General features: G+C 45.4%; 12 protein-coding genes. 4 read left to right on the top strand and 8 right to left on the bottom strand.

All coding sequences use genetic code 11. The annotated features are described in order from the left end of the window. Positions 1-4 precede the first annotated feature (4 nt). Genes argB through argC form a run of 3 tightly spaced genes read right to left on the bottom strand, consistent with a single transcriptional unit; the run spans position 5 to position 3191 of the window. The gene (gene argB, locus DWV34_RS07200) at positions 5-889 is read right to left on the bottom strand and encodes an acetylglutamate kinase (RefSeq protein ID WP_006566736.1); all 885 of its coding nucleotides are present in this window, start codon (positions 887-889) and stop codon (positions 5-7) included. Positions 890-900: 11 nt separating this feature from the next. Next, positions 901-2127 carry a bifunctional ornithine acetyltransferase/N-acetylglutamate synthase gene (argJ, locus tag DWV34_RS07195; RefSeq protein ID WP_006566735.1) on the bottom strand — a complete coding sequence of 409 codons (1227 nt, stop codon included), beginning with the start codon at positions 2125-2127 and terminating at the stop codon, positions 901-903. 23 nt (positions 2128-2150) lie between these two features. After that, the gene (argC, locus tag DWV34_RS07190; protein ID WP_118475832.1) at positions 2151-3191 is read right to left on the bottom strand and encodes an N-acetyl-gamma-glutamyl-phosphate reductase; all 1041 of its coding nucleotides are present in this window, start codon (positions 3189-3191) and stop codon (positions 2151-2153) included. Between the two features lie 283 nt (positions 3192-3474). Here argC and DWV34_RS07185 point away from each other — a divergent pair, with 283 nt between their 5' ends. Then, complete coding sequence (locus DWV34_RS07185) at positions 3475-4692, top strand: argininosuccinate synthase (protein WP_006566733.1); 1218 nt, start codon at positions 3475-3477, stop codon at positions 4690-4692. Between the two features lie 75 nt (positions 4693-4767). On the opposite strand, the gene DWV34_RS07180 is transcribed toward DWV34_RS07185, so the two are convergent. The 4 genes from DWV34_RS07180 to DWV34_RS07165 all read right to left on the bottom strand — a co-directional run bounded on the left by DWV34_RS07180 (position 4768) and on the right by DWV34_RS07165 (position 8987). Beyond that, positions 4768-5454: a SanA/YdcF family protein gene (locus DWV34_RS07180; protein ID WP_006566732.1), complete on the bottom strand. Its 687-nt coding sequence runs from the start codon at positions 5452-5454 to the stop codon at positions 4768-4770. Between the two features lie 21 nt (positions 5455-5475). Then, a complete protein-coding gene (locus DWV34_RS07175; RefSeq protein WP_118475830.1) occupies positions 5476-7596 on the bottom strand; it encodes a DNA topoisomerase III in 2121 nt (706 codons plus the stop codon). Between the two features lie 15 nt (positions 7597-7611). Further along, on the bottom strand, positions 7612-8346 hold the full coding sequence (locus DWV34_RS07170; RefSeq protein ID WP_006566730.1) for an ankyrin repeat domain-containing protein: 735 nt from the start codon (positions 8344-8346) through the stop codon (positions 7612-7614). Between the two features lie 215 nt (positions 8347-8561). Then, positions 8562-8987 (bottom strand): putative ABC transporter permease, encoded by a 426-nt coding sequence (locus tag DWV34_RS07165; RefSeq protein ID WP_009289485.1) that lies wholly within the window; start codon positions 8985-8987, stop codon positions 8562-8564. A 154-nt stretch (positions 8988-9141) separates the two neighbouring features. Here DWV34_RS07165 and argH point away from each other — a divergent pair, with 154 nt between their 5' ends. The 3 genes from argH to DWV34_RS07150 are packed head-to-tail and all read left to right on the top strand — an operon-like array spanning position 9142 to position 13039. Further along, positions 9142-10521, top strand: a complete 1380-nt coding sequence (gene argH / locus DWV34_RS07160; RefSeq protein ID WP_006566728.1) for an argininosuccinate lyase — start codon at positions 9142-9144, stop codon at positions 10519-10521. Beyond that, positions 10522-12255 carry a hypothetical protein gene (locus DWV34_RS07155; protein ID WP_118475828.1) on the top strand — a complete coding sequence of 578 codons (1734 nt, stop codon included), beginning with the start codon at positions 10522-10524 and terminating at the stop codon, positions 12253-12255. A gap of 7 nt (positions 12256-12262) precedes the next feature. Further along, a complete protein-coding gene (locus DWV34_RS07150) occupies positions 12263-13039 on the top strand; it encodes a class I SAM-dependent methyltransferase (protein ID WP_006566726.1) in 777 nt (258 codons plus the stop codon). Between the two features lie 39 nt (positions 13040-13078). Here the strand turns inward: DWV34_RS07150 and DWV34_RS07145 are convergent, their stop codons facing one another. Further along, complete coding sequence (locus tag DWV34_RS07145; protein ID WP_006566725.1) at positions 13079-13939, bottom strand: mechanosensitive ion channel family protein; 861 nt, start codon at positions 13937-13939, stop codon at positions 13079-13081. Positions 13940-14012 lie beyond the last annotated feature (73 nt).

Genomic DNA, 14012 nt, shown 5'->3' with positions numbered 1-14012 from the left:
CCTCCTAAAAAATCGGATCTTTTAAGATCGCCGTTCCGATACCTTTTTGTGTAAAGAACTCAAGCAGCAGACAGTGATCCAGGCGTCCGTCCAGAATATGCACTCTTGCAACACCGTTTTCGATGGCCTCAATACAGTTTTTAAGCTTCGGAAGCATGCCCCCGCCAACGACTCCTTTGTCTACGAATTCATGGGCCTGGGTCAAATCCATTTCAGAGATCAGTGTGCTCTTATCTTCAGGGTCAATGAAAACCCCCTCAATATCCGTAAGGAAAACCAGCTTCTCTGCGTTCAAAGCAGAAGCAATGGCACAGGCCGTGTCATCCGCATTGATGTTATAGCCCTCGTAATCCTCCCCAAGTCCGATGGGAGAGATCACCGGAACAAAATCGTCCTCAATGAGCGCCTCTAAAAGGTCTGTATTGACTTCTGTTACATTTCCCACATAGCCGAGATCTTTCCCCAGAACTTCCTTTTTTTCAACCTTCATCATCTCCGCGTCTTTTCCGGAAAGTCCGACGGCCTTAATGCCCTGCTGGGCCATCATGGCAACCAGTTCCTGGTTCACCTTAAACAGCACCATCTCAGCGATCTCCATCGTATCTTTGTCTGTGACACGGAGTCCATTGTAAAATTCAGGTTCCTTTCCGGAAAGCTTCACCCACTTGCTGATCTCTTTGCCGCCGCCGTGTACGATGATCGGCTTCATACCGATCAATTTTAAAAGGGCCACGTCCCGGATCACATTTTTCTGCAGATCTGCGTCCAGCATGGCGCTTCCGCCATATTTGACAACCACATATTTTCCGCTGAAATAACGGATATAAGGCAGAGCTTCGATCAACACCTTTGCTTTTAATGATTCTTCTTCCAACATCTTTTCGTCCATAATTTCTCTCCTTAACTCCTGTAATCTGCGTTGATAGATACATATTCATGGGTCAGGTCACAGCCCCACGCCGTGGCCGCCTCTTCTCCGCTGCGGATGTCGATCACCGCTGTCACTGCATCTTCGGATAAAATTTCCGTAGCCGCATCTTCCGAATAATCTGTGGCAACCCCATCCTTTACGATGGCAAGACTTCCTTTTTTGCTCTCAAATGAGATATCCACTTTCAGCGGGTCAAACGCCGCTCCCGAATATCCCATGGCACAGAGGATTCTTCCCCAGTTTGCGTCTTTTCCGTAAATGGCCGCCTTTGTGAGGCTGGATGTGACTACTGCCTTGCTCAGGGTTTTGGCACAAGCCTTATCCGGTGCATGGTGTACCTGAACTTCAAATAACTTTGTACAGCCCTCACCGTCTCCGGCAATCTTTTTGGCAAGCTCCCGGTTTACATAGAGCAGGGCCTTTTTAAAAGTCTCATAGTCCTCATTTTTCTCTGTGATCCTTGTGTTTCCGGCCATTCCGTTTGCCAGCACAAATACGGTGTCATTGGTGGACGTATCTCCGTCCACAGAAATCATGTTGAAAGTATCCTCAATCAGTTCTCTCTGGAGTTCTAACAGCAATGTCTTTTCGATGGCGGTGTCTGTGGTGATAAAACCGAGCATGGTTCCCATGTTGGGATGGATCATGCCGGAGCCCTTGCAGATGCCCCCAACGGTCACCTCCGTGCCTGAGAGTTCCACGGAAACTGCTGCCTCTTTTGTCTTCGTATCGGTGGTGAGGATCGCCTCCGCCGCATCCCGGCTGCTCTGCCGGTCATGCCTTAACTCAGGAACCAAAAGCCTGATTCCCTTTTCGATGGCTTCCATCGGAAGCTGCTGACCGATCACTCCGGTAGAGCTCACTAAAACTTCTTCTTTTAAAACACCGAGCTCTGACGCTGCCATTTCCGCTGTCCTGACCGTATTGTCATAACCTTTTTCACCGGTACAGGCATTTGCGATCCCCGTATTGATAACCACTGCCCGGACCGTCTCCTGGTCCTTCACCAGTTTTTGTCCCCAGAGCACCGGAGCTGCCTTCACAACATTTCTCGTAAATGTCCCTGCCACAGCCGCGGGCTCTTCACTTAAAATCATAGCCATGTCTTTGTTGGTTTTTCCGGGCTTAATTCCTGCACGAAGTCCTGCTGCCAAAAAACCTTTCGGGGATGTCACCCCTCCGTCTAATATCTTCATAAATATATCTCCTTTTCCATCTCCTACGGGAACATTGGAACCAGATTAAGCCCCTCTGTCTCATCGAGTCCGAACATCAGGTTCATATTCTGGACCGCCTGACCAGCCGCTCCTTTCACCAGATTATCCATAGCACCCATCATGATCACCCGGTTCGTTCTCGGATCAATCTTAAAATTCACATCTACATAATTGCTGCCCTCTACCCATCTGGTCTCCGGACATACGCCCTCGGGAAGCACTCTGACAAATGTTTCTTCTTTATAATAGGAATCGTAAATATCTTTTACCTGTTCATATGTAACTTCTTCTTTTAAGGAAGCGTAGGCTGTCACCAGGATTCCCCGGTTCATCGGAACCAGGTGCGGAGTGAAATTCAGTACCACCGGCTGTCCGCACGCATAGCCGAGCTGATCCTCGATCTCCGGCGTGTGCCTGTGGGATGCCACTCCATAGGCTTTGATGTTTTCATTGACTTCACAGTACAGGTTGTTGACCTTTGCGCCCCTTCCCGCCCCGGAGGTTCCGGACTTGGCATCGATGATGACGGTATTCATATTGATCAGTCCCTCTTTTGCCAGCGGATAAATGGATAAAATAGAACAAGTCGGATAACAGCCCGGGTTGGCGATCAGTCTGGCTTTCTTTACATCTTCCCTGTTGATCTCACACAGGCCGTAGACTGCTTCTTTTATAAATTCCCTGCTGGGGTGCCTGATCCCATACCACTCTTCATATCGGTCGGCGTCCTTGATTCTGAAGTCTGCACTTAAATCAATGATCTTTGTCTTAGACAAAACTTCTTCTGAGACGAGGGAACTGCACAATCCCTGCGGGGTCGCCGTAAAAATCACATCCGCTTTCTCTGCCAGTTCATCCATATTGTCATCCATACAGTCGGCATCCACGATCTCGAACATATTATGGAAGACCTCATAATACTTTTGATCTATGTAGCTTCTGGAGCCGTACCAAACAATCTCTGCATCCTTGTGCTGCATCAGCAGACGGACCAGTTCCTGTCCGGCATAACCCGTAGATCCTATAATTCCTGCTTTTATCATAAAATTCTCCTCTTTTCCTGCGTTTACGAATTGTTTATAATTATACATCTCTGTAATGTAATATGCAACACCTTTTTTACCGATAAATCAGAGTTTTTAAATCTTTTCACCGTAAAAGGATTATGAATATTTATTCATTTATTGCTGTGTATATTCATTTATTTTGAAATTTTATGCATTATTATATGAAAAAGTCCTTGCATCTTCTCCTGTTATCCCGTATATTATTGGATAGAACACAGATAAAAATCTGATGGTATGAACTATATGAGGAGGAACAAGAATGAAAGAAAAAGTTGTTTTGGCATACTCCGGCGGGCTGGACACCACCGCGATTATTCCATGGTTAAAAGAAAACTATGATTATGAAGTCATCTGCTGCTGCGTGGATGTCGGACAGGGAAATGAATTAGACGGTCTGGAAGAGCGGGCAAAGCTTTCCGGAGCCACAAGGTTATATATAGAAGATGTTGTTGACGAATTCGTTGACGACTATGTGATCCCAACGGTCAAAGCCGATGCGGTTTACGAAAACAAATATTTATTAGGTACATCCTTCGCCCGTCCGGTTATCGCTAAAAAACTCGTGGAAGTTGCGAGAAAAGAAGGTGCTGTTGCGATCTGCCACGGCGCTACCGGTAAAGGAAACGACCAGATCCGTTTTGAGTTATCCATCATGGCACTGGCTCCGGACATCAAGATCATCGCCCCATGGCGTGAGCTGGACACATGGAAGATGGATTCCCGTGAAGATGAGATCCAGTACTGCAAAGACCACGGTATTGACCTTCCGTTCTCTGCAGAAAACAGTTACAGCCGTGACCGGAACTTATGGCACATCAGCCATGAAGGCCTGGAATTAGAAGACCCGGCGGTAGAGCCCGACTACAATCACTTGCTTGTATTGGGAAATTCTCCGGAACAGGCTCCGGAAGAAGGAGAATATGTAACGATCGGATTTGAATCCGGCGCTCCGGTATCCGTTAACGGAGAAAAGATGAAGGCTTCCGATATCATCCGTAAATTAAATGAATTAGGCGGAAAACACGGCATCGGTATCATCGATATCGTTGAAAACCGTGTAGTCGGCATGAAATCCCGCGGTGTCTATGAGACTCCAGGCGGAACAATTTTGATGGAAGCTCATCAGCAGTTAGAAGAACTTGTACTGGACCGTGATACTATGGCGTTCAAGAAAATCGTTGCTGGTAAATTTGCCGATCTTGTCTATGAAGGAAAATGGTTCTGTCCTCTGAGAGAAGGCTTACAGTCTTTCATCGAGACCGTCGATAAAGACGTGACCGGAGAAGTAAAATTCAAGCTTTACAAAGGAAATATCATCAAAGCGGGTACTTCCTCTCCTCATACTCTTTACAGCGAATCACTGGCTAGCTTTACAACAGGTGACCTTTATGACCACCACGACGCAGAAGGATTCATCCGTCTGTTCGGCCTGTCAATGAAAGTAAGGGCATTAAAAGACCAGGGACTTGCTGATTAATTGCCAGTACAAAGTAAATAATGATGATTAGAAAACTGCCGGGCAGCTGTATATTTTCAGCTGCCCGGCAGTTTTCTAATCCGTTGTATTTCCATTTCCGCTGACCGGAACTGCTTTTCCTAAATACTTAGGTTTCGGTTTTACTGCGGTATATCCAAAATCCTTGATCCTTGCAATGGCTTCCCGGAATTTTCTTGCTTTGTCTCCTTTATAGACAGCCTTATCGCAGGAAATTCCTTTCACCTCAAGTCCCAGCGCTTTTGCATCATAGACGGCACGATACAGATGATACTTTTGTGTGACCACAACAATACTTTTCGCCTTAAAAACGTCTCTTGCCCGATACATTGTCTCATAGGTAGAAAATCCTGCATGATCCTTAAAGATATGTTCGGACGGGATTCCCTGTTTTATGGCATATGCTTTCATGGTACTGACCTCATCATATCCTTCTGCCCCATGGTCACCGCTCATAATGATCCGGTCCGCAAGTCCCTGTTTGTAAGCCTGGATCCCTAAATCAACACGTTCTTTCAGCATCAGGCACATGCTGCCGTCTTTTCTCACTTTTGCCCCAAGCACGACAACTGCATCTGCTTTTTTCCCTTTTTGTTCCAAGGCCAGCTGACGGGCTGTTTCTATATCTTTTTTAGACTGGTGAATCATAAACCAGTTGATCCCTCCTGCAGTCAGAATCCCTGCAAATATAAGGATCAAAAGCAGTTTCAGCCACCGGCTCCATCTTTTTCTCTTCTGTTTCATACCACTCCCCTTGCTGTGTTTTTAAAGTTTCAGCTTCGCTAATGCATCCGCAAAGGCGTTATTGATCGGCTCCTGTGCTTCTTTCTGCTGCTTTTTCAGATACCGGTTCACTTCCTTTTTGCTGACTCCGGCGCCCTCTTTTTTCTTCCGCTCTTTGAAGGCACTGAGTTTTTCTTTGTGCCCGCACACACAGACAAACTTCTGGGCATCTCCGTCTCCGACCATCTCCATCTTTTTATGGCAGACAGGGCATCTGGCGTTGGTTGTCCTTGAAAGTGTTTTTCTGTATCCGCATTCCCGGTCCTGACACACGAGAAATGTACCGTGTTTCCCTTTTACTTTCAGCATAAATTTTCCGCATTCCGGACACTTCTGCCGGGTAAGATTTTCATGGCGGAATGTTCCGTCGGCATGTTTGATCTCATCAATGATCTGTCTCGTATAACCGCTGATTTCTCCCATGAACTTTCTGTCGTCTTCCCTGCCCTCGGCAATCGCCGTGAGTCTGCGCTCCCACTGGGCTGTCAGTTCTGCTTTTCTTAAGTCCTCCGGAACCAGCTTTAAGAGCTGCTTTGCCTTTGCAGTAACCGTAACTTCATTCCCATTCTTTTCAAGAAGGAAACTGGAAAACAGCTTTTCAATAATATCCGCTCTGGTGGCCACCGTGCCCAGGCCCTGCCGCTCCATTTTGGAAATCAGGGTTCCTTCCGTATACCGGGCAGGCGGACTGGTCTTCCCTTCCGTGATCTTTAAAGAGTTCACCTTCACATTCATACCCTCTTTGAAGATTTTTAGTTTTTCCTGAGGCAGGGAATCATCTTTGTCGTCCTCTTCCCGATAAAGATCTTTCCATCCGGCTTTGACCATGACCGTTCCTCTTGCCTCAAATGTCTCTCCCTGGATTTTTCCGGAAACAGACGTCTGCTCATATTCACAGGCCGGTGACAAAACAGCGAGAAAACGTTTCACTACCAGATCAAATATCTTCCGCTCCTCAAAACTCATATCACTCAGAAATACCGGCTGTTCTGTCGGAATGATAGCATGATGGTCCGATACCCTGCCGTCATCGATAAACGAAGCCGAGGCCTTGACCGGTTTTGTCATAAGCTTTGCGGTCCACTGCTTGTATGGGCCCACACTCACGGCTTTCAGACGCTCTTTTATGGTATCTGCCATGTCGGCAGTCAGATATCTGGAATCCGTCCTCGGATAAGTCAGGACCTTGTGGTGCTCATAGAGACTCTGCATCAGATTCAGCGTCTGCTTGGCAGAAAATCCGAATCGTTTGTTTGCGTCAGTCTGAAGGTCTGTCAGATTGTAGAGGGCAGGCGCATAGGTTTTCTTCGGCTTTTTTGATACCCTCTGAACAAGTAGAGGTGCTCCGTCCGCCGCTTTCCTTATTTTTTCTATTCTTTCCCTGTCAAAACTCTGACTGCTCCCTGACTTATGTTCTTTCCACGTAAATGTCAGGCCATGGCTGACAGCTTTCAGTCCGTAAAAGTTCTTCGGCCGGAAACTGCGGATCTCCTCTTCTCTTTCCGCGATCATGGCAAGCGTAGGAGTCTGTACCCTGCCGCAGGATAATTGGGCGTTATACTTGCAGGTCAGTGCCCTCGTTGCATTGATTCCTATCATCCAGTCCGCCTCTGCCCTTGCCACAGCCGCGTGATAAAGGTTTTCATATTCTTTTCCCGGTTTCAGCCTCGAAAATCCCTCCCGGATAGCTTTGTCCGTGACCGATGAAATCCACAGCCGTTTTACCGGCTTTTTATTCCCTGCTTTTAAGAGAATCCACCGGGCCACCAGTTCGCCCTCGCGCCCCGCATCTGTCGCGATGATAATATCTGACACATCCTCCCTGAAGATCAGCTTTTTGACAGACTGAAACTGTCTGGACGTCTTCCCGATCACCACGAGTTTCCACTGTTTTGGCATCATCGGAAGGGTATCCATGCTCCACTGCTTATACTGATTCCCATACTGTTCCGGATCTGCCAGAGTCACCAGATGACCCAGTGCCCAGGTCACGATGTACTGATCCCCCTCCATAAAGGAAGATCCCTTCTGCCTGCATCCCAAAACTCTGGCGATATCCCTTGCCACCGAAGGTTTCTCTGCGATTACTAATTGTTTTTTCATTTTCCATCCTCATTTCTATCGCCGGCTGACGACCGCACGGTCCAGCAGAACCCGGATCTTTCCCAGATACCGCCGGCTCTGTTTCTTCTCTTCGTCGGTTAAGCGGCTGTTTTTCATCTCGGCTTCTATGTTCTTTCGTCCCATTTCAAAATAGTCCTCGGCTGTTTTTCCGTCTTTATTTACGGCAGACGGATCAGCACCAGCATACAGAAGACTCCGGATGATATCCACCGAGTTTTGATCTACGTTTCCATTTGCCATATAGCAGGCAAACATCAGCGGCGTTGTCCCGTCTTTATCCTGATAAGCCGCATCTGCCCCGGCCTTCAAAAGCTGACTGAGCAGCTTTCGGTCTCCGAAGGAGATGGCCTCATAGAGCGGAGTCCTGCGGCGAAAGACAATATCATTTTCTGCAGAATAATCCGCATTCACTTCTGCCCCCTGCCCGATCAAAAATTCCACCATACCGTACATCCGGTTCCGGTCGAGAGCATCAATCGCCATAAGCAGAGGGGTATTGGCTGCAGATTGATCAGGGTCATTCAGATCAAAGCCCTGCTTTACCATCCGTCTGATTTCTTCCTTGTTATTATAGAAAATATTGTATTGGACCGTTCCATTTTTATATACAGATTTTTTGGCTGTTTTTTTTCCGGATATATATAGAACACCCGTCAGAAAACAGCCCACCAATAAGACAAACAGCAGGACAGCTGCCAATTTTTTATGTACTGTCGGTATTTTTTTCATAAGAATCACCTCGCAGCTACCATTATATAAAACTCTTTCTGGCTAATTCTTATGAAAATACTTATGATTTTATTATAGTTTGATAAGAAATCGGTTCACCGCAATTCCACCCTGCCTATACTTTCCTGACAATAATATCATAAAAAGAGCCTGATGTCTGCCCAAAATATGATCAGAAGAAGGCAAGACAGCCTCCTTCTGACTGCTGGAAAGAATCAAAGGATTTTGTAATGAGGTTTTTCTTCATGAAACAGTTTATACCTTAAAAAATCATCCATGACAATCGCCACGCTGGACGCAAAAAACCAGAGCACCGAGTACAAAAGGCAGATCTGCCCTTTAAAATTATATGGCAGATCAGAGTAATCCCAAATATCCCAGCCAAGCCATACGTTAACGATCAGCCCCGTGATCAGCTCAAGCCCTGTGATAATAAACGTAGAGAGAACCATCTGGCTTACAAAGCTCATCTTGATCTTTACACTCTCGTTTAAAAGCCCGATGCACAAAAAACAGGCTCCTCCGCACAGGAACATCGTATAATGGGAATATCCCCTCACTAAAACTTCCAGGAAGAAATATCCCATCCCGCCCAAAACAAATAAAATTAAATGCTTTTCTATTTTTAATCTTCGTTCCATTCTATTCACCCGTTTTTTAAATATTGTGTGCGATGCCGGGTTTTGATATACGCTCTTTTTCCAATAAAAATATAGTAAATATTGCATTTATAGTGTAAAATATTATGGTTAGAATTTATCAAAAGACAAAATAATAAGAAATGAGGAAATACATATGGCACAATTATGGGGTGGCAGGTTCACCAAGGAAACCGACCAGCTGGTTTACAACTTCAATGCATCCATCGGATTTGACCAGAAATTTTACCGTCAGGATATCGAGGGCAGCATTGCACACGTTACGATGCTTGAAAGTATCGGTGTCCTCTCAGCGGCTGAGAGAGACCAGATCGTCGGCGGTTTAAACAGTATCCTCTCAGACATCGAGTCAGGAACCATTGAGATCACAAGTGAGTATGAAGACATTCACAGTTTTGTGGAAGCCAATTTAATCGACCGCATCGGCGATGCCGGAAAGAAGCTTCACACCGGAAGGAGCCGAAACGATCAGGTGGCTCTGGACATGAAACTTTATACCAGAGACGAAATCACTTCTCTCAAGGAACTTTTAAAGGATCTTATGGAAAATCTGCATCAGATCATGAAAGACAATCTTGATACATTTATGCCCGGCTTTACCCATCTGCAAAAGGCACAGCCGGTGACACTTGCCCATCACGCGGGCGCTTATATGGAGATGTTCAAAAGGGACTACTCCCGCCTTACCGATATCTATGAGAGAATGAATTACTGTCCGTTAGGTTCCGGAGCACTCGCCGGGACAACCTATCCGCTGGACAGAAAAATGACCGCAGATCTTCTGGACTTTTACGGGCCAACCTTAAACAGCATGGATTCTGTTTCCGACCGGGATTATATCATAGAACTATTATCTGCTCTTTCCACTGTTATGATGCATTTGAGCCGGTTCAGTGAAGAGATCATTATATGGAACTCCAATGAATACCAGTTTGTGTCCATCGACGATGGCTTCAGTACCGGAAGCAGCATTATGCCGCAGAAGAAAAACCCGGATATCGCAGAGCTGGTACGCGGAAAGACCGGCCGTGTCTATGCGGCTCTTAATTCCATCCTCACGACTATGAAGGGAATTCCGCTGGCCTATAACAAAGACATGCAGGAAGATAAAGAATATACTTTCGATGCCATTGATACGGTAAAAGGCTGTTTAAGCCTGTTCACAGGAATGATAAAGACGATGACGTTTCATAAAGACCGCATGGAAAACAGCGCAAAGAACGGCTTTACCAACGCCACCGATGCAGCGGATTATCTGGTAAACCACGGAGTTCCTTTCCGGGACGCTCACGGTATCGTAGGTCAGCTGGTGCTTTTATGTATTGAAAAAGGCATTTCCCTAGATGAGCTCTCTCTTGAGGAATATCAGGAGATCAGCCCTGCCTTTGCGGAAGATATTTATGATGCGATCAGCATGAAGACCTGCGTAGAAAAGCGAAATACCATCGGAGCTCCGGGACAGGATGCGATGAAAAAAGTAATCAAAATAAACGAAGCATATTTAAAGGAATTGTAAATGAAAAAGAAATGTTTGCTGTCTCTTATGCTGTTCTCTCTCATTTTTTTGTGGGGATGCGGACTCGAGCTGAACAGCCGCATGGAACTGAATAAAAATTTTTCCGGACACAGGCTCATGACCTGTACGGTCAGTTCTGCCGATCTGGCAAGATATTTTTCCGGTTCCAAAAAAGATTTAGACAAGGTCATACGGGATGCCTGCCCGAAAGCCCTTGTCTATAAGCAGACCACGGAAAAAGACGACACGGTCTACACCTTCCGCATGGACTTTTCTTCCCTGAAAGATTACAGAAAAAAAGTCGAGTCCCTGCTGAATTTTGCCCCGGAGATCAGTTACAGCTATGCAGATTCTCCGTTTGCAAAGGGACTTCGCTATTCAGAAAATTTCTCCACGAAAGATCTGATGTCCTGGCTCTATACAGCTCTCTATGAGAAGGGGTATGTGGATCAGAAATCTGTCAATGACCTGTGGAACCTGAAGAGCACAGAATTTACGTTCGCAGGAAAAAAATACGAGACAGATGAAAAGATCAGCATTGATGAAATGACTTATGTACCTGTCACATCCATTGATATCAAAACCCGGGAGACAAGCAGCAGAAAACTCAAAAGGACGATTTCCTTCAGGCTGCCGAAAGAAACCCTGGAAAAACATTCATCTGCCGTCAACAGCTATTTTTCCGGCTCCTCTTATAAGAAAAGCTGGAAAAATGAAAAAGACGGAAAAACCCTGATCATCACCTTTACCAAAGATAATTTTTCCGATCTGTGCGCCGTCACACGAAAGGTGCTTCACACATCAGATACGAGAGGCACATACCGGGTAGAGACAAAGAGCGGCAGCCCCTTTGAATTCCTCCTGGACTATGAAGAGACATTAGATTTTAAAAACTTTGCAGACGAATCCGGAAAAGTCCCCGTCACCTACACTCATATTTCCAACGCCGCCTATTCCGGCAGCGGCGAACAGACTCTGATCGACGGAAAAACAGGCAAAAAGAAAGTAAATTTCTCATCTTCCTTTGGACAGCCGGTGAGAAAGTATGAGATTGCGGAAGTTTACAAAAATAAAAATGATATCCGAAGAAGTTTCAGCTTTATTTTCTCTTCTGTCTGTAACAAACGGGAACTTGCTAAACTCAAAGAAGCCTTTATGGGCAGTACTGTCTCCAATGTTTCACTGGACAAAGAGGATGACTACCGCCTCTCTTTCACACAGAAAGGCACCGTAGACCAATGCGATGCAGATTTGAAAAAGATCTGGAAGGGCAGTTCTTCTTCCTATGAGACCAAGAAGACCCTTTTCCGCGGACAGACATCCGGCTATACCGGAAAATTCAGACTGCATCTGAACAATAAGAAAGCCAAAGGCACTTTCACTTTTGCCTCCGTGAGCAAAGATTCCTCTGTTGATATTTCTGTGACCGCAGATCATTCCAAAAACATTAAAATGGCACAGAACGTAGCGGATAAACCGATCTCCGCCCTGATGGAGGGAGACGAGGCAGTAGCTTCTATTCATAAGGTAGAACTCACAGGCGATTCTTTTACTGTAAACTATGAAGGAAGCACTTCGGGTCATTTCTTATTAAATGCACTGAAATTCCTCCTGCCCCTAGTCCTTCTGCTCGTTGCCGGAATCCTTGTGTATGTCAAACAAAATTCGGTCCTCTATTGGCTGAAGAGAACAAAGGAAAAGATTCAGGAACAGCTAAAGAAATTTCAGAGGTGAAGATACAGTGAAACGTGATTCATATGAGAGCATAGAACGTACAAAAAAAGGATTTGAAGAAAGTTTTAAGTCAGGAACCTTTTACAATGAACAGACTCAGGACCAAAATCATCTGGAGTTGATCCTAAATTTCCTGAATATAAGCCCTGGAATGAATGTTCTTGATCTCGGCACAGGGACAGGCTATCTGGCTTTTCCCATTGCCGGGAAATATCCGGAAGCCGAAGTTACCGGACTGGACATCGTGGAAAACGCATTGAATCATAACAGAAAAAGGTCTGAAACCGAGGGCTTAAGAAATCTGATTTTTTTAAGTTATGACGGTCTTGCCTTCCCTTTTGCCGATGAGACATTTGATCTGGTTATTACCCGGTACGCCCTGCATCATTTTCCGCAAATCGCCGATACTTTCCATGAAATCAACAGGGTATTGAAACCAAACGGAAAATTATTTCTTGCCGATCCCGCTCCGAATGATAATGATGACAAACGGTTTGTGGATGCATATATGCAGATGAAAAAAGACGGACATATCAAGTTCTATACAAAAGAGGAGTGGCTTAAACTCGGCGAATTGACAGGATTACAGTTTGCAGACAGCTTTGAAACCCAAATACGGTTTCCTAAGAAAAAGGAGAATGCTCCGGAGTTTGATGAAATAATACACCGGTTCGATCAGCAGGTCATTGCCGGATACGATATCGAAATCACAGAAAGTGAAATCTGGATCACTGAGAAAGTAAACAATCTTTTGTTTCAAAAAAGAAATGGAGAAAATCTGTAAACCGCAGATTTTCTCCATTTCTTATGGATATTTTCGTCCCTATACTGTAGCCTGTTCCCGATCTGTTCCCTTTATTTCCGTAACATTGACATCCAGTTTATTGTAAGGTATTTCAATGCCTTCCCGGTCAAATGCATCTTTGATATGCTCCAGTAAAGACCACTTAGTGGAAACATACACCTCCGTAGATACCCATGCCCTCAGCCCCATGATCACGGAACTGTCGGCCAGATCACTGACAAATACCTGAATATTTTCATCCTGGGTCATATGCTCTTTTTTCGCCACACCGAGCATCGTCTCTTTTACTTTCTGTATATCGCTGTCATAGGCAATCCCAATCTTCAAATCAATCAGTCTGCTGTCCTGCTTTGTGTTATTAATCAAATTGCTGTTGCTCAGTGTTCCGTTTGGGATCACGATGACCCGATTGTCCACGGTCTTGAGCTTTGTGTAGAAAATGTCCATGGATGCCACTTCACCTTCACAGCCTGTGCCGTCCACCACAATATAATCTCCCACCTGGAACGGTTTCAGGATCAGCAGAAGAACTCCTCCTGCAATATTGGAGAGACTCCCCTGCAGGGCCAGACCTACGGCAACACCGGCTGATCCGAACAGAGCCACAATAGATGTTCCCTTCACTCCCAGACGCTCTACTGCCATGAATATGACAATGCACCTCAGGGCAATTTTCAGGAAGGAACAGCTGAAGGTTACAACTCCGAGATCTACTTTCCGCTTCTCCATTCCTTTCCGAAACAGAGAAACCAGCCATTTGCTCAGCTTAAACCCGACACCGACAATGATCAGTGCCACCAATATATTCAGTGCAAAATCTAAAATCTGATCTGTATAATGATTCAATACGACATTCCAATTCACGCTTGATGCTATCATCTTATGTTCTTCTCCTGTTATTTATAAGTATTTTTTATATCTTCGGCTTTAAAACAGAAGAAACACGCAGTGC

It is taken from the genome of Anaerostipes sp. AF04-45 (assembly GCF_003461725.1).
GTDB lineage: Bacteria > Bacillota > Clostridia > Lachnospirales > Lachnospiraceae > Anaerostipes > Anaerostipes caccae.
Note: the sequence above shows the minus strand (reverse complement) of the source record. Positions and strands in the feature narration are given on the sequence as shown.

Coding starts and splice junctions, on each gene's coding strand:
- argB (WP_006566736.1), bottom strand. CDS start 889: ATGGACGAAAAGATGTTGGAAGAAGAATCATTAAAAGCAAAGGTGTTG.
- argJ (WP_006566735.1), bottom strand. CDS start 2,127: ATGAAGATATTAGACGGAGGGGTGACATCCCCGAAAGGTTTTTTGGCA.
- argC (WP_118475832.1), bottom strand. CDS start 3,191: ATGATAAAAGCAGGAATTATAGGATCTACGGGTTATGCCGGACAGGAA.
- DWV34_RS07185 (WP_006566733.1), top strand. CDS start 3,475: ATGAAAGAAAAAGTTGTTTTGGCATACTCCGGCGGGCTGGACACCACC.
- DWV34_RS07180 (WP_006566732.1), bottom strand. CDS start 5,454: ATGAAACAGAAGAGAAAAAGATGGAGCCGGTGGCTGAAACTGCTTTTG.
- DWV34_RS07175 (WP_118475830.1), bottom strand. CDS start 7,596: ATGAAAAAACAATTAGTAATCGCAGAGAAACCTTCGGTGGCAAGGGAT.
- DWV34_RS07170 (WP_006566730.1), bottom strand. CDS start 8,346: ATGAAAAAAATACCGACAGTACATAAAAAATTGGCAGCTGTCCTGCTG.
- DWV34_RS07165 (WP_009289485.1), bottom strand. CDS start 8,987: ATGGAACGAAGATTAAAAATAGAAAAGCATTTAATTTTATTTGTTTTG.
- argH (WP_006566728.1), top strand. CDS start 9,142: ATGGCACAATTATGGGGTGGCAGGTTCACCAAGGAAACCGACCAGCTG.
- DWV34_RS07155 (WP_118475828.1), top strand. CDS start 10,522: ATGAAAAAGAAATGTTTGCTGTCTCTTATGCTGTTCTCTCTCATTTTT.
- DWV34_RS07145 (WP_006566725.1), bottom strand. CDS start 13,939: ATGATAGCATCAAGCGTGAATTGGAATGTCGTATTGAATCATTATACA.